This window comes from Sinorhizobium meliloti, assembly GCF_017876815.1.
GTDB lineage: Bacteria > Pseudomonadota > Alphaproteobacteria > Rhizobiales > Rhizobiaceae > Sinorhizobium > Sinorhizobium meliloti.
Genome location: NZ_JAGIOS010000001.1, coordinates 2,170,001 through 2,190,335, shown reverse-complemented (window position 1 = coordinate 2,190,335; position 20,335 = coordinate 2,170,001). Strand labels below are relative to the sequence as shown.

Here is a 20,335-nt window from a genome sequence, read left to right as displayed (position 1 = left end):
AATGCCGTTGGCGGCATTTCGATGCGCGTTTCAGCGCCCGTGGTGCTGTATCGGACTGTCGATGTTCTGATTCATAATTGGCAACAATATCGTTGACAATAAAACAATCGGTTATGATACTGCCCAAAAATGCGGGCCAACCAGTCTATCGACCGTCATAAGGGGAAGTTCATGTCGCGTTTAAACAGGTTTCTGATATCGGCACTGGCCGCAGCGGCTATTGCCGCGCCGGCGCTGGCCACTTCGGCAAGTGCCGCGACGCTGCGTTGGGGCAGCCGGGCAGATATCTATTCGCTCGATCCGGATTCCGTTCCCTCGACATCCAATCTGGCGTTCCTGAACCACATCTATGAAGGTCTGATCCGTTATGGCCCGAACTTCGAGATCGAGCCGGCGCTCGCCACCGAGTGGAAGCTGATCGACAGCAAACACTGGCGTTTCACCCTGCGCAAAGGCGTGAAATTCCACGACGGCGCGGATTTCACCGCCGACGACGTGGTCGCCTCGATGAACCGCGTTTCGGACCCGACTTCGCCCCTGCGCGGCAATATTCCGCTCTATGTCGGCGTCAAGAAGGTCGATGATTTCACGGTCGATATCGAGGTGTCGGCGCCGAGCGCGCTGTTCCTGAACGACATGAGCAATATCTTCATGTTCAGCGCCAAATGGCTGAAGGACAACAACGCGGAAAAGCCGACCGATATTGCGTCCAACACCGAGAATTACGCCACGCACAACACGAACGGCACAGGCCCGTTCAAGCTGGAAAGCCGCGTTCCGGACAGCAAGACCGTTCTCCTCGTCAACGATCAGTGGTGGGATCAGAAGAAGCACAATCTGGACCGGATCGAATATATTCCGATCTCGTCGGCGGCAACGCGTGTAGCGGCGCTTCTTTCCAGCGAAATCGATCTGCTCGATTCCGCCCCCATTCAGGATCTTCCCCGTCTGGAATCCTCGCCGGGCATCACCGTGAGCAAGCGCACGGAGCTGCGTACGGTTTTCATCGGCTTCAACGGTAAGGAGAAGCTTGAAGACGGGCGTCCGAACCCGTTCCTGGACCTTCGCGTCCGTCAGGCCGTGGAAGCAAGCATCGATCGCGATCTCATCAACAAGAAGATCATGCGCGGTCTGGCGCGGCCTTCCGGCTCGCTCATCGCACCGGAAATCGCCGGCTATGCGAAGTCGCTCGACACTTATCAGCCTGCCGATTCCAAGCTTGCCCAGAAGCTGCTCGAAGATGCCGGCCAGAAGGATCTCGCCTTCACCTATCTGTGCATGAACGACGAGAGCATCAACGAGGAAGACATCTGCTCGGGCATTGCAAACATGCTCAAGCGTGCCGGCTTCCAGCCCACCATCGACATGGGCCCCCGCGCCGTGCAGCAGCCGAAGCGCACCAATGGCAAGGCCGACATGTTCAATCTGAGCTGGGCAAACGAACCGACACTCGATGCCTATTCGCTGCTGTCTCAGGTTCTCTCCACACGCAGCGGCTCGACGGGCGTGTCCAACTATGGCGGCTGGTCCTATCCGGAACTCGACGATCTGGTGAAGAAGGCGGCACAGGAACCTGACACCGCCAAGCGTCTCGCGCTGGAAGAACAGGCGCTGAAAATCGCCAAGGACAAGGCCATCCTGATCCCGCTTCACCAGCAGCCGATCGCCTGGGGCATGCTGGACAAGGTCAAGAGCGTGGATTTCCGCGCCGACAACAAGCCGCGCCACTGGCACACGCAAATGGCCGAATAGGCTGACTTCGAGCCCGCAATCAGAGCGTTTCACCCCGGTGAGGCGCTCTTTTAATATGCAGCAGGATCGAAAATCTCATGAAACCTGATCTATCCAGCCATCTCGTTCTGGGTGAACGGCCCGATGGGAGAACGCTGATAACCGCACGATGGGTGCTCGCCTGGCGCGATGGCGGCCACGCTCTGATCCCCGACGGCGAAATCGTCGTCGACCGAAACGAGGTGCTTTATGCCGGGCCGCGCTTCGAGGGGGACGTGGCGCGCCGTATCGATTTCGGTACGGCGCTGGTCAGCCCCGGCCTGATCGACCTCGACGCCCTGTCCGATCTCGATACCTACCTGCTCGTCCATGACAACCAGCCCGGTTGGGCCAAAGGGCGCATCTGGCCGCGTTCCTACGTGGAGAGCGGACCTTATGAGATGTATTCCGCCGAGGAGCTGGCGTTCCAGAAGCGGTTCGCTTTCGGCCTCCTGCTGTTGAACGGCATCACCACCGCCGCGCCCATCGCTTCACTCTACTATCGCCAATGGGCCGAGACCGTCGCGGAATTCGAGGCTGCGGCCGACGCGGCGGGCGATCTCGGGCTCAGGGTCTTTCTGAGCCCCGCCTATCGCTCCGGTGGGATGATCCTGGAGGGTCCAGGGCGTATCGAGCCGGCATTCGACGAGCCGCGGGGACTGCAAGGCCTTGCGGACGCGATCGATTTCATCGAGCGCAACCACGGCCGACATAACGGCCTTGTCAACGGAATGCTGGCGCCGGACCGTATCGAAACCTGCACATTGCACCTGTTGCAGCGCACCATGGCCGCGGCGCGCGATCTCGATTGCCGCGTCAGAATTCATATGGCGCAGGGCAATCTGGAACTCGAGACCATGCGCAGGCTGCATGGCGTTTCCGCGCCGCAATGGCTGGCGGATCATGGGCTCATGAGCGAAAGGCTGATCGCGCCGCATGGAACCTACGCCTCGCCACAGGATCTGCAGCTCTACGCGCAACACGGTGTTTCGATAGCCCATTCGCCGCTGGTTTCGGCGCGCATGGGCAGCATTCTCAATTCCTTCGCCGCCTGCCGCAGCCTCGGCATCAATATCGGCATGGCTACGGATACCGCGCCGCCCGACATGTTGATGAACCTGCTGGTCGGGTTGATCGCCTGCCGTATCGGCGAAAAGACTTCGGATGCGGTATTCTCGAAAGATCTGTTCGATGCCGCCACGCTCGGCGGCGCGAAAGCGCTGGGTCGCAGGGACCTCGGGCGGCTGGCCGCCGGCGCGAAAGCGGATATCGCCGTCTTCCGTCTCGACGATGTCCATATGACCCCGAGCGTCGATCCCGTCACTACGCTGGTCGTCGGCGGTTCCGGCAAGGTGACGCAGGCCGTCTTTGTCGACGGGCGGCTTTCCATGCTGGACGGCAAGGTTGCCGGCATCGACATGATTGCGGCGCGCGAGCAGGCGCAGCAACAATATGACGGCCTGATTGCCAAATATCCGGATCGCAGTTGGCGGCATCCGCCTGTCGGGAAAATCTTCTCGCCGAGCTATCCAGTATGGAAGATCCAGTAGGGACTCGCCTGGATCGAGCATTTTGTCGACATACATCATGATGCCGAATGGACAAATATTGTCTACAATCACGTTGACAACTTTTTGCCGATCGCCATACTATCCTCACATGACCTGGGAGGCAGGTCATGTCGTAAGGAGGAAAATCACACCCAACCCCTGTGCGCGCCCATCCGGCGCAAGCGTTTGAGAATACCGCAACCGGCGACGGATGCGGCGGTGCATGACAACAGACCTCCGAAAAAGGAGGCGCAAATTTCCAGAAGCGGAGCAAACTTATGATGAAGAAACTTGGCCTTGCGGCCACGATGCTGATGGGCCTGACCTTGTCCGGCCACGCCGAAACGCTGAAATGGGGAGCGGCGCGCGATATCTACTCGCTTGATCCCTATTCCTATGGCGACAGCTATACGCTGTCCTTTCTCAATCATGTCTATGAAGGATTGGTGCGCTACGACGCCAATCTGAAGATCGAACCGGCCCTTGCCGAATCCTGGGAAACTGTTTCCGACACAGTCTGGCGCTTTCACCTGCGTAAGGGTGTGAAATTCCACGATGGCGCGGAATTCACTGCCGACGACGTGCTCGCATCCCTGAAGCGCGTCAGCGATCCGGTTTCGCCGCTTCGCGGCAACCTGCCGGCCTACAAGTCCTCCAAGAAGGTGGACGACCATACGATCGATATCGAGCTGAGCGGGCCCTATCCGCTGCTTCTCAACGACCTCACCAACATCCACGTCTTCGATGCTGGCTGGCTGAAGACCAACAATTCGGAAAAGCCGACCGATGTCGGCGCGAAGATCGAAGGCTACGCCACCTATCACACCAACGGCACCGGTCCGTTCAAGCTGGAAAGCAGGGTGCCGGATTCCAAGACGGTCCTCGTGAAAAACCCGGACTGGTGGGACAAGACCTCCAAGTCCAACGTCGACCGCATCGAGTTCACGCCGATCACCTCGGCGGCGACGCGCGTCGCCGCGCTCCTGTCCGGCGAAGTCAACTTCACGGAAAACGCACCGTCGCAGGATCTGCCGCGGCTGCAGGCGCAGCCCGACCTGAAAGTCATGGAGCGCACCGATCTGCGTACCGTCATGGTCGGCTTCAACCGCAAGCCGGAACTCGCAAACGGTTCGGAGAACAAATTCAACGACCTGCGCGTGCGTCAGGCTTTTGCCCATGCGCTCGACCGGGATCTGATCCAGCAGCGCGTCATGCGCGGCAAGTCGCGCACGGCAGGCGCGGTGGTCGCGCCGGAAATTCCGGGTTACGCTCCCGAGCTGGACACGACGCTGGCATTCGATCCTGCCCTTTCGAAGAAGCTTCTGGCCGAGGCTGGCGCTTCGGACTATCCGTTCACGCTGGTCTGCACGACCGACGCCTATGTGAACGAGGAAGAGCTCTGCCAGGGGCTGGTGAACCTTTTGAGCCGCGCGGGCTTCAAACCGCAGCTCGACATTGCCCCCACCGCCGCACAGGCGCCGAAGCGTACGAGCGGCAAGTCCGACGTCTATCTGATCGGCTGGGCCACGGAACCGATGCTCGACAGCTATTCGATCCTTCTCCAGATGATTCAGACGAAAACGGCCAATGCCGGCGTCTTCAACTGGGGCGGCTGGAGCTATCCGGAGATCGACAAGCTGATCGTGCAGGCCTCGACCGAAATGGATCGCACCAAGCGCCTGGCGCTGCAAAGCAAGGCGCTGCAAATGGTGAAGGACGAGATCGTGATGCTGCCCTTGCACCAGCAGCCGATGGCCTGGGTCATGTCGAACAAGATCGACAAGATCGTGCAACTGCCGGACAACAAGCCGCGCCACTGGCTGACGCAGTTTGCCGAATAATCCAATCACGACGCTCCGGGGAGGTGGATTCCCGGAGCGTCCCGTGACCGAGGAATTCCTATGCTGGTTTTTATCATAAAACGCCTGGCAAACGCCGTCATGGTGATGTTGGCCGTCGCTTTGCTGGCCTTTCTGATTTTCCGGCTGGCGGGTGACCCCGTCGAGATGATGGCCAACGAGCAGATGACGCAGACCGACCGCGACAATCTGCGCGAACGTCTGGGCCTCAACGATGGCCTGATGACACAATATACCCGGTTCGTGGTCAACGCCGCGCAAGGCAATTTCGGCATTTCCTACCGCAATGGCCAGGACGTGCTGAGCCTGATCGCCGAACGCTTTCCAGCGACCCTGGAGCTGGTGCTGGTTGCCACGCTGATCTCCCTGCTGCTCGGCCTTCCCCTCGGCGTGCTGACGGCGATCAAGCGCGGCAAATGGTATACGGAGGGCCTGCAGTTCATCTCCATTGTCGGCGTCTCGCTGCCGAGCTTCGTCGTGGGCATCCTGCTGATCCTCGTCTTCTCGGTTACGTTCGGCTGGCTCCCGGCCTTCGGTCGCGGCGATGTCGTGCAGCTTGGCTGGTGGTCGACGGGGCTCCTGACGCCTTCGGGCCGCGCGGCGATCCTGCTGCCGTCCGTCGCGCTTTCGCTTTATCAGGTCACGCTGGTCATGCGTCTGGTGCGCGCTGAAATGCTGGAAGTGCTGCGATCGGATTACGTGAAGTTTGCCCGGGCGCGCGGCATTCCGCGCTGGCGCATCTATTTCCGCCACGCGCTGCGCAACTGCCTGATGCCGGTCGTGACCATGACCGCGATGAATGTCGGTTCGCTGATTGCCTTCGCGCTCATCACCGAAACCGTATTCCAGTGGCCGGGCATGGGCATGCTGTTCATCCAGGCCGTCACCTTCCTCGATATCCCGGTGATGGCGGCCTATCTCTGCATCATTTCCTTCATCTTCGTCGTGCTCAACACGCTGGTGGACATTGCCTATGCGGTAATCGATCCCCGCTTGCGTACAGCCCGCTGAAGTGCCCGTTGAACCGACTGTGGGGCCAAGACCGATGAGCATCCAGACCTCTCAAACTCCGCCCGTCACGCGTCCTTCGCTTTTCCAGCGTCTGCGCCAAAGCGATGTGTGGTGGTCGTTCACGCATAGCAAGACGGCGATGTTCAGCGCCGCGCTTCTGGCGATCCTGATCCTGACGGCACTGTTCGCACCGCTGATCGCACCGCAGAACCCCTATGACGGCGCAGCGCTCGACATGTGGAAGGCCGAACTGCCGCCGGTATGGGAGGAAGGTGGAGAATGGCCCTATCTTCTCGGCACCGATACGCAGGGCCGCGACATGCTGTCGGCCATTCTCTACGGTACGCGCATTTCCATCGTCATCGGCATCGCCTCGGTGGCGCTCTCCCTGCTGATCGGCATGAGCGCGGGGCTGATCGCCGGCTACTTCGGCGGGTTCATCGACAATCTGCTGATGCGCTTCGGCGACGTCACGCTGTCCATTCCGACCATCCTCGTCGCCATTCTGGTCTCGACGGTCGTGCGTCAGATGCTGCCCGTCAGCCTGCGAGAGGTCGGCGCGTCTGCAGTGCTCATCCTGGCCATCTCGCTATCCGCCTGGGTGCAATATGCGCGCACGGTGCGCGCGCAGGCCATCGTCGAAACCGGCAAGGACTACGTGTCGGCGGCGCGGCTGATCGGCGTGCCTGCCCGGCGCATCATGGCCAACCATATCCTGCCCAATACGCTGACGCCGATCATGGTGGCGGCGACGCTCAACTTCGGCATGGCGATCCTCACCGAAGCCACGCTTTCGTTCCTGGGCATCGGCATGCCGCCGAGCCAGCCGTCTCTGGGAACGCTGATCCGCATCGGCAACCAGTTCCTGTTTTCCGGATCCTGGTGGATCGTGCTCTTCCCCGTCATTCAGCTCTGCCTGCTGGTCGTGGCCGTCAACATGCTCGGCGACTGGCTGCGCGATGCTCTCAATCCGAAACTGAGGTAAGCCATATGAACGACCTTTTGCTCCGCAACGTCCGGCCCATGGCAGGCGAAACCTGCGATGTCCTGATCAGGGACGGAAAGATTGCCGGTTTCGGGCGTTTTGAAGCAGAGCCGGGCATGGCCGTGGAAGACGGCGGCAATGCTATCGTCGTCCCCGGCCTGATCGATGCGCATACCCATCTCGACAAGACGACCTGGGGCATGCCGTGGCATGTCAACAACCGCGCCGCGATCCTGCGCGAGCGCATCGATTTCGAACGCGAGCACCGTCTCGAGATCGGCATCGATCCGCATCGTCAGTCGATGCGCCATGCGATCGGTCTGGCGGCTCATGGCGCGACGCATATCCGCAGCCATGTCGACATCGACCCGGTTCACGGCCTGTCGCTGGTCGAGGGCGTCTGGCAAACGCGCGAAAAGCTCAGAGGCGTCATCGACATCGAAATCGTCGCGTTCCCGCAGTCGGGCCTGATGGTCATGCCCGGCACGAAGGAATTGCTCGACGAGGCGCTGCGTCAGGGCTGCGAAGTGCTGGGCGGCATCGATCCGTGCGGCATCGACCGCGATCCGAAGGGCCAGCTCGACATTCTGTTCGCGCTCGCCACCAAGCATGGCGTGCCGATCGACATTCACCTGCATGAGACGGGCGATCTCGGCGCCTTCACCATGGAGCTCATCTTCGAGCGCATCCGCTCCAACGGCATGGAAGGCAAGGTGGCGATCAGCCATGCCTTTGCGCTTGGCATAAACGATTATCTGCGCGTCGGCCAGCTGATCGAACAGCTCGCCATTCTGGATGTCGCCATCCTCACGACAGGTGCGCCTTCGGCCACGGTGCCGTCGATCAAGCGCCTGAAGGAAGCGGGCGTGCGCATCGGCGGCGGCTGCGACGGCATCCGTGACACCTGGGGCCCGTGGGGTCAGCCGGATATGCTCGACCGCGCCAGGGTCATCGGCATGAAGGACGGCGTGCGCTCGGATCACGATCTGGAACATGTGCTGCACATCGTCACGCAGGGCGGTGCGGATGTCATGCGCCTGGAAAATTACGGCCTCGAAGTCGGCTGCAATGCCGATCTCACCCTGCTGACCGGTGAAACGCTGGCGCATGCGGTGGTGGATGTCGCTCCGCGTCCGCTGGTCGTCAAGGGCGGCCGCGTCACAGCCCGTCAGGGCGTCGCCGTGGTGGAGATGCCGTAATGAGCGAAGCTTTCGATACTCTTCCGCTCGGCCGTCGTCCGGAAGGGCGCACACTGATCACCGCCAGCTGGGTGGTCGGACATAAGGACGGCAGCCATCGGCTTCTCCGCAACGGCGAAGTCGTTTTCGAAAACGGCGAGATTCTGTTCGTCGGGCACCGTTTCTCCGGGGAAGTGGCCCGCCGAATCGATTTCGGCAATGCCTTGATCAGCCCCGGCCTGATCGATCTCGATGCGCTATCGGATCTCGATACCACCATCCTCGGCATCGACAATCATCCCGGTTGGGCAAAGGGCCGCGTCTGGCCGCGCTCCTATGTCGAAGCCGGTCCTTATGAAATGTACACGCAGGAGGAGCTGGCCTTTCAGAAGCGGTTCGCTTTCGGCCAGCTGCTGTTGAACGGTATCACCACTGCCGCTCCCATTGCCTCGCTGTTTTACCGTGAATGGGGTGAAACGGTCGCCGAGTTCGATGCCGCTGCACAGGCCGCGGGCGAACTGGGTCTGCGTGTCTATCTCAGCCCCGCCTACCGCTCGGGCGGCATGGTGCTGGAAGCACCGGGCAAGATGGTGCCTGTCTTCGATGAGGAACGCGGCTTCCAGGGTCTGAACGACGCCATTGCCTATATCGAGCGCCAGAATGGCAGCCATGGCGATCTGGTGCGCGGCATGCTGGCGCCGGACCGTGTCGAGACCTCGACGATCAGGCTTTTGCAGCGCACCGATGCCGCCGCACGCGATCTCGGCTGCAAATTCCGGCTGCACATGGCACAGGGCGCGATGGAGGTGGACACGGTGCGGATGCTGCACGGCTCGACCGCGCCGGTCTGGCTTGCAAAGCACGGTCTGTTGAGCGACCGCCTCATCGCGCCGCATGCCACCAACGCCACGGAAGAGGATCTCGGTCTTTACGCGGCGAACGGCGTTTCCATCGTCCATTGTCCGCTGGTTTCGGGCCGTGGCGGCTCGATCCTCAACTCCTTCTCCGCCTGCATCAGGCGCGGGATCAATATTGCCATGGGGACGGATACGACGCCGGCCGACATGCTGATGAACCTGCTTGCGGGTCTTATCACGGGCCGCATCGCCGACGGCGCACCGGACCGCCTGCGATCTGCCGACCTGTTCGATGCGGCGACGACCGGCGGCGCCAAGGCACTGGGCCGTTCCGATCTCGGCCATCTGTCACCGGGGACCCGAGCAGATATCGCGGTCTTCCGCCTCGACGACAGAGTCATGGCTCCGTCCATCGATCCGATCACCACGATCGTCACCGGGGGGTCCGGCAAGATCACGCATGCGGTCTTCGTCGATGGCCGCGTCTCCATGCTGGATCGCCGGCTGGCCGGCTTCGACATGCAAGAGGCGCGCATTCGGGCGCAGGCCCAATATGACGGGCTGATCGCCAAATATCCCGAGCGGAGCTGGAACAATCCTCCGGTCGCCGCAATCTTCCCGCCCAGCTATCCGATAGAGGGGGACGCAAATGGGTGACATCCAGGAACCAGTCATTGAAGTTCGCAACCTGCGTGTGGATTTTCCGAGCCGTCGCGGCACGGTAACCGCGCTGTCGGATGTCAGCCTGTCGATCCGGCCGGGTGAGATTCTCGGCGTCGTCGGCGAATCCGGCGCGGGCAAGTCCATGACCGGGCTCGCCATTCAGGGCCTGCTCGAAGCGCCGGGCCATATCGCAGGCGGCGAGGTCTGGCTCGGCAAACGTCGCATCGATACGCTCGATGACCGCGCCATGGAAAAGATCCGCGGCCGCGAGATCGGTGCGATTTTCCAGGATCCGCTTACCTCGCTCAATCCGCTGTTCTCGGTTGGCGCACAGCTCGTCGAAACCATTCGCCGGCACCTCGGTTTCGGCAAGGCCGAAGCCCGCGCCCGCGCCGTGCAATTGCTGCGTGATGTCGGCATTCCTTCGCCGGAGGAGCGGGTCAATCAATATCCGCATCAGTTCTCGGGCGGCATGCGCCAGCGTGTCGTGATCGCGCTGGCGCTTGCAGCGTCGCCGAAACTCGTCATCGCCGACGAACCGACGACGGCGCTCGACGTCTCGATCCAGGCGCAGATCATCTCGCTCCTGCGCAAATTGTGCAAGGAGAAGCAGACCGCCGTCATGCTCGTCACGCACGACATGGGCGTGATCGCGGAAGCTGCCGATCGCATCGCAGTCATGTATGCCGGAAGGCTGATCGAGATCGGGGCTGTCGAACAGGTGCTGCACCAGCCGCGCCATCCCTATACGCAGGGTCTGATGGGTTCGATTCCGTCGCTCGGCGCGCGTGTCGAGAGGCTCAACCAGATCGACGGCTCCATGCCACGTCTGGACGCGATACCTGACGGCTGCGCCTTCAATCCGCGCTGCAAGATGGCGGGGCCGCGCTGCCGGCGCGAACGCCCGGAACTCATATTTGCCGGCCCGAGCGCAAGCGCCTGCTGGCTGAGCGCAGGAGGCACCGCATGACCAAACCGTTGCAAAAGACCCCGGCTTTAACCGTCGACCGGCTGGTCAAGACTTTCGACGTGTCCGCTCCCTGGCTCAACCGGGTAGTGGAGCGCAAGCCGCGGCAGTATCTGCAGGCCGTGAACGATATCAGCTTCACCGTTCCCGCCGGCGGCTGTCTCAGCATTGTCGGCGAGAGCGGATGCGGAAAATCCACCGTTGCGCGCCTTGTCACCGGCCTGCATCGTCCGACGAGCGGCGGGATACGCTTCGCGCCGGGCAAGAGCGGCGCGCCCCTCTCGGCGCAGATGATCTTTCAGGACCCTTACGCCTCGCTCAATCCGCGCTGGCGGGTGAAGAACATTATCGCCGAACCGCTGCGCGAACTGAAGCTGCGCAAGACCGCGGCCGAGGTGACGGAGCGCGTCGAAGAGCTTCTGGGCATTGTCGGGCTCTCGCCATCCGATGGCGAGAAGTTCCCGCACGAATTTTCAGGCGGGCAGCGCCAGCGTATCTCGATCGCCCGCGCGCTGGCGAGCGAGCCCGAATTTCTGGTCTGCGACGAGCCGACCTCGGCGCTCGACGTGTCGGTGCAGGCGCAGGTCCTGAACCTGATGCGCCGTCTGCAGGACGAGTTGGGGCTTACCTATCTCTTCATCAGCCATGACTTGAGCGTCGTTCGTCAAATGTCGGACCGCATCGCGGTGATGTATCTGGGCCGTATCGTGGAGGAAGGCGACACGGAAGAGCTGTTCGCGCAGCCGCGCCATCCCTACACGCGGCTGCTGCTGCAGACGATTCCGAACATCGAGGCACCGAACCGCAACCGCGAGCCCGCCAGCGGCGAAGTGCCGAGCCCGCTGAAGCCGCCTTCCGGCTGCGCCTTCCACCCGCGTTGCCCGGTCGCCACGGCGCGCTGCTCCAAGGAAGTGCCTGAGGTGCGGGTCTTGCAGAACGGTACCCGGGTAGCCTGTCATCTGGCCGAGGACGTGATAGCGGAACGTTTACCTGAAGCGGGATGAGGGAAAGTATGTGCGGTTTTCCGCCCGCATCCCGCGTCTCAACATCTTGGAATAGATCACGATGCGGGCTTTCCGCCGTTTCAAGCCAGTGCTGCGCGAAGATCGTGCGAAAAGTCGCGTATCTCGCTCAAGTCGAGCTCGGACTCCACATGTTCCAGATGATGCGACATGAGATGTACGGCTCTTTGGGCTTCTTTCGCCGCAATCGCCTTGACGATGTCGGCATGCTCGTCCGGACCGCAATTGAAGCGCGTGGTGTTCCGGTAAACGGCCGTAATCAGCGAACTGCGGGCGATAAGGTCGCGCATTGTCGTAAACAGGAAATCCGACCCGGTCAGTTCGGCCAGCAAAAGATGGAAGCCGCCGGAAAGCTTGATGATATCCGTAGTGCTGTCCTCGGCATTGGCGATCCGCTCATTCTTGACATGATCGCGGAGCCGCTTCACGCCATCCTTCGACATCGAACTGCAGAGACGCTCCACGACGCATCGCTCCACCGCCTGGCGAACGAAAAACACGTCGCGAGCCTCTTCCACGGATGGCTTGCAAACAAAAGCACCGCGATTGGGAATGATCGTTACGAGCCCGTCGCGTGCGAGAACGGTCAGCGCCTGACGAACACGTGCGCGACTGACGTGAAAAATCGAGGCGAGCTGTTCTTCTTTGAGTTGCACGCCAGGACGCAATCGCCGTTCAGCGATGGAAAGCCATACCCTTTCGACAATCTGCTCGACCGACATCGCGGCTTGTTCGCGCATACCCTGTCCTCCTTGCTGAAACAGACAATCGCCAAGCGCGTAAAAAAGTCAACTCGCGGATTCAAATGGCTTGCAATATTGTCTACAATATGAAAGCTTATTGTAGATTATAAGACCTACATTTTGGAACCGCGATGGAATTCGACTTTGAAGAAATTGAGCCGCAAAGCCGCTATCGGCTGCTGACGAATTTCATCGGCCCGCGCCCGATCGCGCTCGTGACGACCCGCTCCGAGAGCGGGCATAGCAACGCTGCGCCGATGAGTTTCTTCAACGTGTTTTCACATGATCCGGCCATCGTCGTCCTGGGTATCCAGCCGCGTTTGACCGGCGAGCCAAAGGACACGATGGTCAATATTCGCCGTTCCGGTGAATTTGCCATCAGCATGGTCGACATGGCGTTGTCTCAACAGATGTTGATCTGCGGCCTTGGCTTCGACAGCGAGGTCGACGAGCTGGAAATGGCCGGATTGAAAGCCGCCCGGTGCCGCAAGATCGATGTTGCCTATGCCGAGGAGGCGCCGTGCATCTTCGAATGCCGGGTCGAGCGCCTGATCGACTATCCGCGCCGCACGCTGGTGCTGGGCGAGGTAGTGCACATGCATGTGCGCCGCGATTGCCTCGACGCCGAAGGTCATTATGTGGACCCGGAACGTTACCAGCCCATCGCCCGGCTTCATGCCGACAATTACATCACGTCAGACCGCCAGTTCGTTTTGAAGGCCCCGCCGATCGCCGATTTCGTCAAGCCGACGAAATAGGCATCAACGGGAGGCAACCGAGAATTTCATCATGCATATTCATCTCATCAATCCCAATTCCACAGCCTCCATGACTGCGCAAGCACTCGAAAGCGCCTTGCTGGTCAAACATGCCCACACTCACGTCTCCGCCTCCAATCCGACCGATACGCCGGCCAGTATCGAAGGTGGTGCAGACGAAGCCATGTCAGTTCCGGGAATGCTGGCGGAGATCCGTCAGGGCGAGGCGCAGGGCGTCGACGCCTATGTCATAGCCTGTTTCGACGACCCGGGACTGCACGCGGCCCGCGAAGTCGCCAAAGGCCCCGTGATCGGCATTTGCCAGGCCGCGGTACAGGTGGCCATGACGATCAGCCGTCGCTTCTCCGTCATAACGACGCTTCCGCGCTCGGTTCCGATCATCGAGGATCTGGTAAGCGATTACGGCGCCGAGCGTCATTGCCGGAAAGTACGTGCTATCGATCTTCCGGTCCTCGCCCTCGAGGAAGATCCGCAAAGAGCCGAGCGGCTATTGCTCAAGGAAATCGAGATTGCCAAGGCCGAGGATGGTGCCGAAGCGATCGTCCTTGGCTGCGCGGGAATGTCATCCTTATGTGACCGCCTCCAGAAGGCGACAGGAGTGCCGGTGATCGATGGCGTGACTGCTGCTGTAAAGATGGCCGAAGCGCTGCTTGGCGCAGGATACGCGACCTCCAAGGTCAACACTTACGCCTATCCGCGGATCAAAGCCGCGGCCGGTCACAAGGTTTGTGCTTAGAGAACAGCACCATTGCTGACACTATTTTGAGGTGATTGACGTTCGCCTTGGCTTGCTTAGCCGGGATCGGCCAACGGCGACACAGCCGGTCCATTCAGAACGGTGCCGTCAACGGCGAAGTGGGAGCCGTGGCAGGGGCAGTCCCAGCAGCGCTCGAGGGAATTCCAGTGCACGTGGCAGCCCACATGCGTGCATGACGCTGAGCGCCGGTAAAGCGTGCCATCGTCATCTCGGAAGGCGGCAACCTTGGTCAAGCCTTCGCGGACAATGGCCCCTTCCCCCGGCCGCAATGCGTCGATGGATTCGATTTCGCCCGGCGCGACATATTCGGAGAAGTTCTTGATTGCCGTCGAATTCTCCGACAGGTAGTCGCCAATCGCCCTTAGGGTCTTCCGCGATGGCTCGTAAAGCCCCCGCCACCCGCTGTCGCCGTCGAGAACGAGGGCACGGATCAACAGCGAGGCTGCAACGCCATGGGTCATTCCCTCGCCGGAATCTCCGGTAACCACGAAGACCCGCTCGTTACCCGGATTGCGGCCGATGAAGCCCGCATAGTCGATGGTCTCCATCACCTGGCCGGACCATCGATGGGTCACGACGCCAAGATTCGGAACCAAGCGCTTCGTCCAGTCTGCCAGGGCTGAGAAGCGCTCTTCCCCGTCGTCGGCCGCGCCCGTCTTGTGGTCTTCGCCACCGACCACGAGAAAATCCGTTTCGTTGTCGCCGCGCTGCAGGCGCACGTAATGGTATGGATCTTCGGTATCCCAATAAAGCCCGTCCGGGATCAGCCCGCGGCCGATTTCGAAGGACATCGCATAGGTTCGATAGGGCGCCTGCTTGGTATGGAGAGCGACACGGTCGTTGATCGGTGAATTGGTCGCCACGACGGCCCACATTGCGGCAACCTCGAAGCCGGCGTCCGTAGCAACGCGGACACCGTCTTTGGTTTCCTCAACCTCTTCGACCACCGTCTCGCTATAAAGCATGCCGCCGCGGGCGCGTATCCCAGCGGCCAGTCCGCGCAGATACTTAAGGGGGTGGAATGTCGCCTGACGGGAATAGCGGAGCGCGGGTGTAGCGGAAAAACCCGCAAACGGAACGCCGGTGATCCTTTCGGCGTCGACACCGATCTGCCGCGCCGCATCGAGTTCGCGGTCGAGGGTCGCCTCCTGATCTCCGGTTGACGGAAACAGGAACCCGTCCACGCGCCGGAAGTCGCATGCGACAGCTTCTGTCTCCTGGATCGCTTCGATGCGGTCAATTGCGGCAGATTGGCTTTCATGGAAAAGGCGAGCCATTTCCCGCCCCCGCAGGTCGATGAGTTTGGAAAAATAGTCGTCACATATGGAAGTCAGGTGCGCGGTCGTGCGAGCGGTCATACCGCCACCGATCCGGCCGCGGTCGATGACGGCCACTTTCAGCCCCGCAAGGGCGAGCTCATAGGCCACCGAAAGGCCGGCAATACCGGAACCGACGACAACAACGTCGACGTGATCATCTTGCCGGAGCGGGGCGGCATCAGGCGCGACTTTGATCGCGGCCCATAGGGAAACGGTTCTTTCATCGTGCGCGGTCATCGAGGTTATCTCCAACGGCACTCAATAAAGAACAACGGAAACACAAAGTTCCCCCGGACCTTGCCGCCGGGCTCCGCGGAGGCTGCGGCTGCCCACTGGGCCGCACGACGATAGGCGCGCTTTTGCGGGCCTATGAATCGGTTTGGTTGCCGAGCCTGCCTTCATCTTTACTTGCGATCATCGACGATCGGGGTGCTGTCGCTGATTGCGGATGTACTCGAGGAAAGCCCGCATGGCCGCGCTCGTATGTCGCCGGCTCGGATAATACAGATACCAACTCGGCAGTTTCTGCTTCCAGTCGCAGAGCAACTCGACGAGCCTGCCTTGTTCGACATCATCGCGGACATAATCCTCGAACAGGTGAGCGATTCCCGATCCCGCAAGCGCGGCCTGGAGCTCTTGATGCGCCGAGCTCAATGTCAACCGACCTTTCGGGGTGATTTCCACTTCGTCGCCGTCACGCGCAAATTTCCACGTCACCATGGTTCCGCCGGGGAAGCGGCGACGAATACAGTCGTGCTGTAGGAGATCGCGCGGTGAGTGGGGTCGACCGCGCTTGCGAAGATAATCAGGCGAGGCCACGATCGCATATCGCAAGGCCGGGCCGAGGGGCATGGCGATCATGTCCTGGGCGAGCTGGTTCCCGAAGCGCACCCCAGCGTCGAAACCTTGTTCCACGATATCGATGATCGCAGCATCGCTGACGATCTCGACGTTGACGTCGGGATAAATTTTCATGAACTCAAAGGTCAGAGGGCACAGAACGTGGTCGGCGGCCGGCCCCGGTGCGTTGATCCGCACGGTGCCGGATGGACGCTCGCGAAGCTGATTGAGATCGTCGACCGCTGTTCTGATTTCGTAAAGAGCGGGCCTTAACCGCTCGAGAAGCTGCTCGCCCGCTTCAGTAGGCGCGACGCTACGTGTCGTTCGGTTCAGCAGCCGTATCCCCAGCGCTTCTTCGAGCACGCTGATCGATTGACTGATGGCGGACGACGAAACACCCCTGCCAAGCGCGGCGGCTCTAAAGCCACCACAGCGCACGACGTCCTCGAAGATCTCCAAGCTGTCAAGCCGTAGTGGTCGCATTGCAAAGCCCTGCTTAATAAGCTGATCGGTTTTGATTAGCTTATCCGCACGCCCGACCTGTGTCATCCCTAGCTAGAGGACAAGTCGACAGACGGCTCCAGGATTAGCCGCGGCCGTTACCGCCGACGCCGAAATCAGATGCGGCACCCCAATCAGCTATTTTGACGGGATCAAAGGTATGAGTGAAATTACTCTGAATCGTAGGAAGATCATGCTGACAGCCGCGTCGGCCGTCACGGGAATGATCTTGCCGGCCGGCATGGCCTCTGCGCAGGCTGCTTCCCCCGCGTCGCTTCCAGCTCAAGGTGGAAATGCCGGCTATTACCGCTTTCGCGTCGGCGACATCTCGGCGACCGTGCTGAGCGACGGGCTGCTCGGCGGCCCTCCGCGAATATACGCCAGCAATGCGCCGGAGGCAGAGTTGCAGGACGTACTGAGGCGCGCCTTCCTGCCGACCGACCGGCTGACGCTGAATCTGAACACGCTTCTTATCGAGACGAATGGCAAGCGGGTCCTTCTCGAAGCAGGAGCCGGACAGACCATGGGTCCGCAAGGCGGTCGCCTCTTCGAGAACCTGGCCGCCATTGGTCTACGGCCCGAGGACATAGACGTCGTGGTGATCTCGCACACGCACCCGGATCATGTCGGCAACCTTCGAACAGCGGAGGGCGGCAAGGCGTTTCCGCGGGCTGCCGTCTTTGCGCCTCGTGCCGACTGGGACTTCTTCGTCCGCAACGATCCGGACCTTTCCTACATGCCGGTGCCCGAGGATTTCCACCGCAATTTCGCAGCGGCTATCAAGCGGAGCGTTGAACCCGTCACCAACGGGATTGAGTTGTACGAAGCCGGCGCGGAGATCGTCACTGGGCTGACCACGCTTCCAGCATTCGGCCACACCCCCGGCATGGCGAACTTCCTTGTTCAATCCGGGAACGATCAGCTCCTGCTGACGGCCGATCTCGCCTACCACCCGATCGTCAATGTCGACCGGCCCTGGTTGCCCGGGCCAGATCGCGACAAGGACACCGCACTCGCATCCCGCCGCCGCATCTTCGACAGGGCGGCGGCAGACCGGCTCCTCGTCCTCGGCTTCCACTATCCGTTCCCGGGCCTTGGCCGAATGCTCAAGACGGACGCCGGCTATGCCTGGGTTCCCGCCGGTTGGCAGTTCTAATCCAGTGAGTACCGGGGCCGGCCGCCCTATCGGCGCTGGGTAGCCCTCAAACACCAAAAGGCCCGCTGCTGCGGGCCTTTTGGTGTGTATGTGTATGTGTGTGTTTGGTTGCGGGGGCAGGATTTGAACCTGCGGCCTTCAGGTTATGAGCCTGACGAGCTACCGGGCTGCTCCACCCCGCGTTATCCGAGTTTTGCGAAGCAAAATCTCGTCTGAGTTTTGCGAGCCAAAATCTCGTCCGAGTTTTGCAAAGCAAATCTCGTATGTTTTGGTTCGGTCTGGCGATCGAAAGGCCGCTTGTCGGCGGCCGGTGTATCGGCCGAATGCATAAGAGAAGATATTCGGTTTGTTTATCCTGCGTTTTGCAGACCTGGCAGCGACCTACTCTCCCGCGTCTTAAGACGAAGTACCATCGGCGCTGGGGCGTTTCACGGCCGTGTTCGGAATGGGAACGGGTGCAGCCACCCCGCCAGAACCACCAGGTCGGCAAAGCGCAAGATTGAGCCTGCGCTGCAGGCTCGAACCGATTTTGAGAAGCTGGTGAAGTTTTTCACTTCTTTTGAACACGTCTTCTGTCTGTCGCCCCGGCCGTGAGGCCGCAAGCGCAGAGCGCGTCGCGCCTTGTGGCGCGCGCCGTCCGCAGCGCTACGCGCGTGAGGACAAAGAAAGTTGCGATGCTCATCTTCGATGAGCATAGGCAACAAGAACGATCAAGCCAATCGAACGATTAGTACCGGTAAGCTTCATGCGTTGCCGCACTTCCACACCCGGCCTATCAACGTGGTCGTCTTCCACGGTTCTCAAGGGAATACTCGTTTTCAGGTGGGTTTCCCGCTTAGATGCCTTCAGCGGTTATCCCTTCCATATATAGCTACCCTGCTATGCCCTTGGCAGGACAACAGGTCCACCAGAGATATGTCCATCCCGGTCCTCTCGTACTAGGGACAGATCCTGTCAATATTCCTACACCCACGGCAGATAGGGACCGAACTGTCTCACGACGTTCTGAACCCAGCTCACGTACCGCTTTAATTGGCGAACAGCCAAACCCTTGGGACCTGCTCCAGCCCCAGGATGCGATGAGCCGACATCGAGGTGCCAAACAACCCCGTCGATATGGACTCTTGGGGGTCATCAGCCTGTTATCCCCGGCGTACCTTTTATCCGTTGAGCGATGGCCCTTCCACGCGGGACCACCGGATCACTATGACCGACTTTCGTCTCTGCTCGACTTGTCAGTCTCGCAGTCAGGCGGGCTTATGCCATTGCACTCGACGAGCGATTTCCGACCGCTCTGAGCCCACCATCGCGCGCCTCCGTTACTCTTTCGGAGGCGACCGCCCCAGTCAAACTACCCACCATACACTGTCCCGGATCCGGATGACGGACCGCGGTTAGACATCCATGACGATAAGGGTGGTATTTCAAGGATGGCTCCACGAGAACTGGCGTCCCCGCTTCAAAGCCTACCACCTATCCTACACATGCCGACACGAATGCCAGTGTAAAGCTATAGTAAAGGTGCACGGGGTCTTTCCGTCTGACCGCAGGAACCCCGCATCTTCACGGGGAATTCAATTTCACTGAGTCTATGTTGGAGACAGCGGGGAAGTCGTTACGCCATTCGTGCAGGTCGGAACTTACCCGACAAGGAATTTCGCTACCTTAGGACCGTTATAGTTACGGCCGCCGTTTACTGGGGCTTCGATTCAGAGCTTGCACCCCTCCTCTTAACCTTCCAGCACCGGGCAGGCGTCAGACCCTATACGTCGTCTTGCGACTTCGCAGAGCCCTGTGTTTTTGATAAACAGTCGCTACCCCCTGGTCTGTGCCACCCCATCCTACTTGCGTAGAAAAGGGTCACGCTTCTTCCGAAGTTACGCGTGCAATTTGCCGAGTTCCTTCAACATAGTTCTCTCAAGCGCCTTGGTATACTCTACCTGACCACCTGTGTCGGTTTCGGGTACGGTCTATACGGTGGAGCTATTTCCTGGAACCGCGTCCCCGCCCGGACAATCCAATAAGTCCGGACAAGTTGAGCAATCCGTCACTACCACCAGGCCCACGAATATTAACGTGGTTCCCATCGACTACGCGTGTCCGCCTCGTCTTAGGGGCCGGCTAACCCTGCTCAGATTAACTTTAAGCAGGAACCCTTGGTCTTTCGGCGAGAGGGTCTCTCACCCTCTTTATCGTTACTCATGTCAACATTCGCACTTCCGATACCTCCAGGACCCCTCACGGGTATCCCTTCACTGGCTTACGGAACGCTCCGCTACCACACGTCTTACGACGTATCCTCAGCTTCGGTGCATGGCTTCAGCCCCGTTACATTTTCGGCGCAAAGACCCTTATTTAGACCAGTGAGCTGTTACGCT

The 20,335-nt window shown here is 60.5% G+C and carries 15 protein-coding genes, 1 tRNA gene and 2 rRNA genes (1 of these 18 only partly in view); 12 read left to right on the top strand and 6 right to left on the bottom strand.

Annotation, left to right across the window (positions count from 1 at the left end):
• Positions 1-171 precede the first annotated feature (171 nt).
• From JOH52_RS10300 to JOH52_RS10260, 9 genes are all read left to right on the top strand, one after another.
• Entirely contained in the window at positions 172-1,752 is a 1,581-nt protein-coding gene (locus JOH52_RS10300; RefSeq protein ID WP_010970059.1) for an ABC transporter substrate-binding protein, read from the top strand.
• Between the two features lie 77 nt (positions 1,753-1,829).
• Positions 1,830-3,320, top strand: a complete 1,491-nt coding sequence (locus JOH52_RS10295; RefSeq protein ID WP_010970060.1) for an amidohydrolase family protein — start codon at positions 1,830-1,832, stop codon at positions 3,318-3,320.
• 278 nt (positions 3,321-3,598) lie between these two features.
• A complete protein-coding gene (locus JOH52_RS10290; RefSeq protein WP_010970061.1) occupies positions 3,599-5,161 on the top strand; it encodes an ABC transporter substrate-binding protein in 1,563 nt (520 codons plus the stop codon).
• 60 nt (positions 5,162-5,221) lie between these two features.
• The gene (locus JOH52_RS10285; protein ID WP_004434190.1) at positions 5,222-6,190 is read left to right on the top strand and encodes an ABC transporter permease; all 969 of its coding nucleotides are present in this window, start codon (positions 5,222-5,224) and stop codon (positions 6,188-6,190) included.
• A gap of 34 nt (positions 6,191-6,224) precedes the next feature.
• Positions 6,225-7,175: an ABC transporter permease gene (locus tag JOH52_RS10280; RefSeq protein ID WP_010970062.1), complete on the top strand. Its 951-nt coding sequence runs from the start codon at positions 6,225-6,227 to the stop codon at positions 7,173-7,175.
• A 5-nt stretch (positions 7,176-7,180) separates the two neighbouring features.
• Complete coding sequence (locus JOH52_RS10275; protein WP_010970063.1) at positions 7,181-8,374, top strand: amidohydrolase family protein; 1,194 nt, start codon at positions 7,181-7,183, stop codon at positions 8,372-8,374.
• A complete protein-coding gene (locus JOH52_RS10270) occupies positions 8,374-9,867 on the top strand; it encodes an amidohydrolase family protein (RefSeq protein WP_010970064.1) in 1,494 nt (497 codons plus the stop codon). The genes JOH52_RS10275 and JOH52_RS10270 overlap by 1 nt, the downstream gene beginning before the upstream one ends.
• On the top strand, positions 9,860-10,843 hold the full coding sequence (locus JOH52_RS10265; protein WP_010970065.1) for an ABC transporter ATP-binding protein: 984 nt from the start codon (positions 9,860-9,862) through the stop codon (positions 10,841-10,843). Before JOH52_RS10270 ends, JOH52_RS10265 begins: the two co-directional genes overlap by 8 nt.
• Positions 10,840-11,844, top strand: a complete 1,005-nt coding sequence (locus tag JOH52_RS10260) for an ABC transporter ATP-binding protein (protein WP_010970066.1) — start codon at positions 10,840-10,842, stop codon at positions 11,842-11,844. The genes JOH52_RS10265 and JOH52_RS10260 overlap by 4 nt, the downstream gene beginning before the upstream one ends.
• An 80-nt stretch (positions 11,845-11,924) precedes the next feature.
• Here the strand turns inward: JOH52_RS10260 and JOH52_RS10255 are convergent, their stop codons facing one another.
• Complete coding sequence (locus JOH52_RS10255) at positions 11,925-12,602, bottom strand: GntR family transcriptional regulator (RefSeq protein WP_004434209.1); 678 nt, start codon at positions 12,600-12,602, stop codon at positions 11,925-11,927.
• A gap of 134 nt (positions 12,603-12,736) precedes the next feature.
• Between JOH52_RS10255 and JOH52_RS10250 the strand changes: the two genes are divergently transcribed.
• Positions 12,737-13,363, top strand: a complete 627-nt coding sequence (locus JOH52_RS10250) for a flavin reductase family protein (protein ID WP_004434214.1) — start codon at positions 12,737-12,739, stop codon at positions 13,361-13,363.
• A gap of 31 nt (positions 13,364-13,394) precedes the next feature.
• On the top strand, positions 13,395-14,120 hold the full coding sequence (locus tag JOH52_RS10245; protein WP_004434222.1) for an aspartate/glutamate racemase family protein: 726 nt from the start codon (positions 13,395-13,397) through the stop codon (positions 14,118-14,120).
• A 56-nt stretch (positions 14,121-14,176) separates the two neighbouring features.
• On the opposite strand, the gene JOH52_RS10240 is transcribed toward JOH52_RS10245, so the two are convergent.
• Together JOH52_RS10240 and JOH52_RS10235 are read right to left on the bottom strand one after the other, a co-directional pair.
• On the bottom strand, positions 14,177-15,697 hold the full coding sequence (locus JOH52_RS10240; protein WP_010970067.1) for an FAD-dependent oxidoreductase: 1,521 nt from the start codon (positions 15,695-15,697) through the stop codon (positions 14,177-14,179).
• Between the two features lie 177 nt (positions 15,698-15,874).
• Positions 15,875-16,849: a LysR family transcriptional regulator gene (locus JOH52_RS10235; protein ID WP_017264523.1), complete on the bottom strand. Its 975-nt coding sequence runs from the start codon at positions 16,847-16,849 to the stop codon at positions 15,875-15,877.
• A gap of 145 nt (positions 16,850-16,994) precedes the next feature.
• On the opposite strand from JOH52_RS10235, the gene JOH52_RS10230 reads away from it, so the two are divergent.
• Positions 16,995-17,957 (top strand): MBL fold metallo-hydrolase, encoded by a 963-nt coding sequence (locus JOH52_RS10230; protein WP_017274926.1) that lies wholly within the window; start codon positions 16,995-16,997, stop codon positions 17,955-17,957.
• A gap of 105 nt (positions 17,958-18,062) precedes the next feature.
• Here JOH52_RS10230 and JOH52_RS10225 read toward each other — a convergent pair.
• The 3 genes from JOH52_RS10225 to JOH52_RS10215 form a co-directional block, all read right to left on the bottom strand.
• Positions 18,063-18,139 (bottom strand) — tRNA-Met (locus JOH52_RS10225).
• A gap of 186 nt (positions 18,140-18,325) precedes the next feature.
• A 5S ribosomal RNA gene (gene rrf / locus JOH52_RS10220) occupies positions 18,326-18,440 on the bottom strand.
• A 223-nt stretch (positions 18,441-18,663) separates the two neighbouring features.
• Positions 18,664-20,335: ribosomal RNA gene (locus JOH52_RS10215) — 23S ribosomal RNA — on the bottom strand; it runs 1,187 nt beyond the window's last position.

Bases quoted from the DNA above. Each gene is read 5' to 3' on its own strand.
- JOH52_RS10260 (WP_010970066.1), top strand. From the start codon at position 10,840: ATGACCAAACCGTTGCAAAAGACCCCGGCTTTAACCGTCGACCGGCTG.
- JOH52_RS10240 (WP_010970067.1), bottom strand. From the start codon at position 15,697: ATGACCGCGCACGATGAAAGAACCGTTTCCCTATGGGCCGCGATCAAA.
- JOH52_RS10300 (WP_010970059.1), top strand. From the start codon at position 172: ATGTCGCGTTTAAACAGGTTTCTGATATCGGCACTGGCCGCAGCGGCT.
- JOH52_RS10230 (WP_017274926.1), top strand. From the start codon at position 16,995: ATGCTGACAGCCGCGTCGGCCGTCACGGGAATGATCTTGCCGGCCGGC.
- JOH52_RS10280 (WP_010970062.1), top strand. From the start codon at position 6,225: ATGAGCATCCAGACCTCTCAAACTCCGCCCGTCACGCGTCCTTCGCTT.
- JOH52_RS10235 (WP_017264523.1), bottom strand. From the start codon at position 16,849: ATGACACAGGTCGGGCGTGCGGATAAGCTAATCAAAACCGATCAGCTT.
- JOH52_RS10295 (WP_010970060.1), top strand. From the start codon at position 1,830: ATGAAACCTGATCTATCCAGCCATCTCGTTCTGGGTGAACGGCCCGAT.
- JOH52_RS10275 (WP_010970063.1), top strand. From the start codon at position 7,181: ATGAACGACCTTTTGCTCCGCAACGTCCGGCCCATGGCAGGCGAAACC.
- JOH52_RS10285 (WP_004434190.1), top strand. From the start codon at position 5,222: ATGCTGGTTTTTATCATAAAACGCCTGGCAAACGCCGTCATGGTGATG.
- JOH52_RS10265 (WP_010970065.1), top strand. From the start codon at position 9,860: ATGGGTGACATCCAGGAACCAGTCATTGAAGTTCGCAACCTGCGTGTG.
- JOH52_RS10245 (WP_004434222.1), top strand. From the start codon at position 13,395: ATGCATATTCATCTCATCAATCCCAATTCCACAGCCTCCATGACTGCG.
- JOH52_RS10270 (WP_010970064.1), top strand. From the start codon at position 8,374: ATGAGCGAAGCTTTCGATACTCTTCCGCTCGGCCGTCGTCCGGAAGGG.
- JOH52_RS10250 (WP_004434214.1), top strand. From the start codon at position 12,737: ATGGAATTCGACTTTGAAGAAATTGAGCCGCAAAGCCGCTATCGGCTG.
- JOH52_RS10290 (WP_010970061.1), top strand. From the start codon at position 3,599: ATGATGAAGAAACTTGGCCTTGCGGCCACGATGCTGATGGGCCTGACC.
- JOH52_RS10255 (WP_004434209.1), bottom strand. From the start codon at position 12,602: ATGCGCGAACAAGCCGCGATGTCGGTCGAGCAGATTGTCGAAAGGGTA.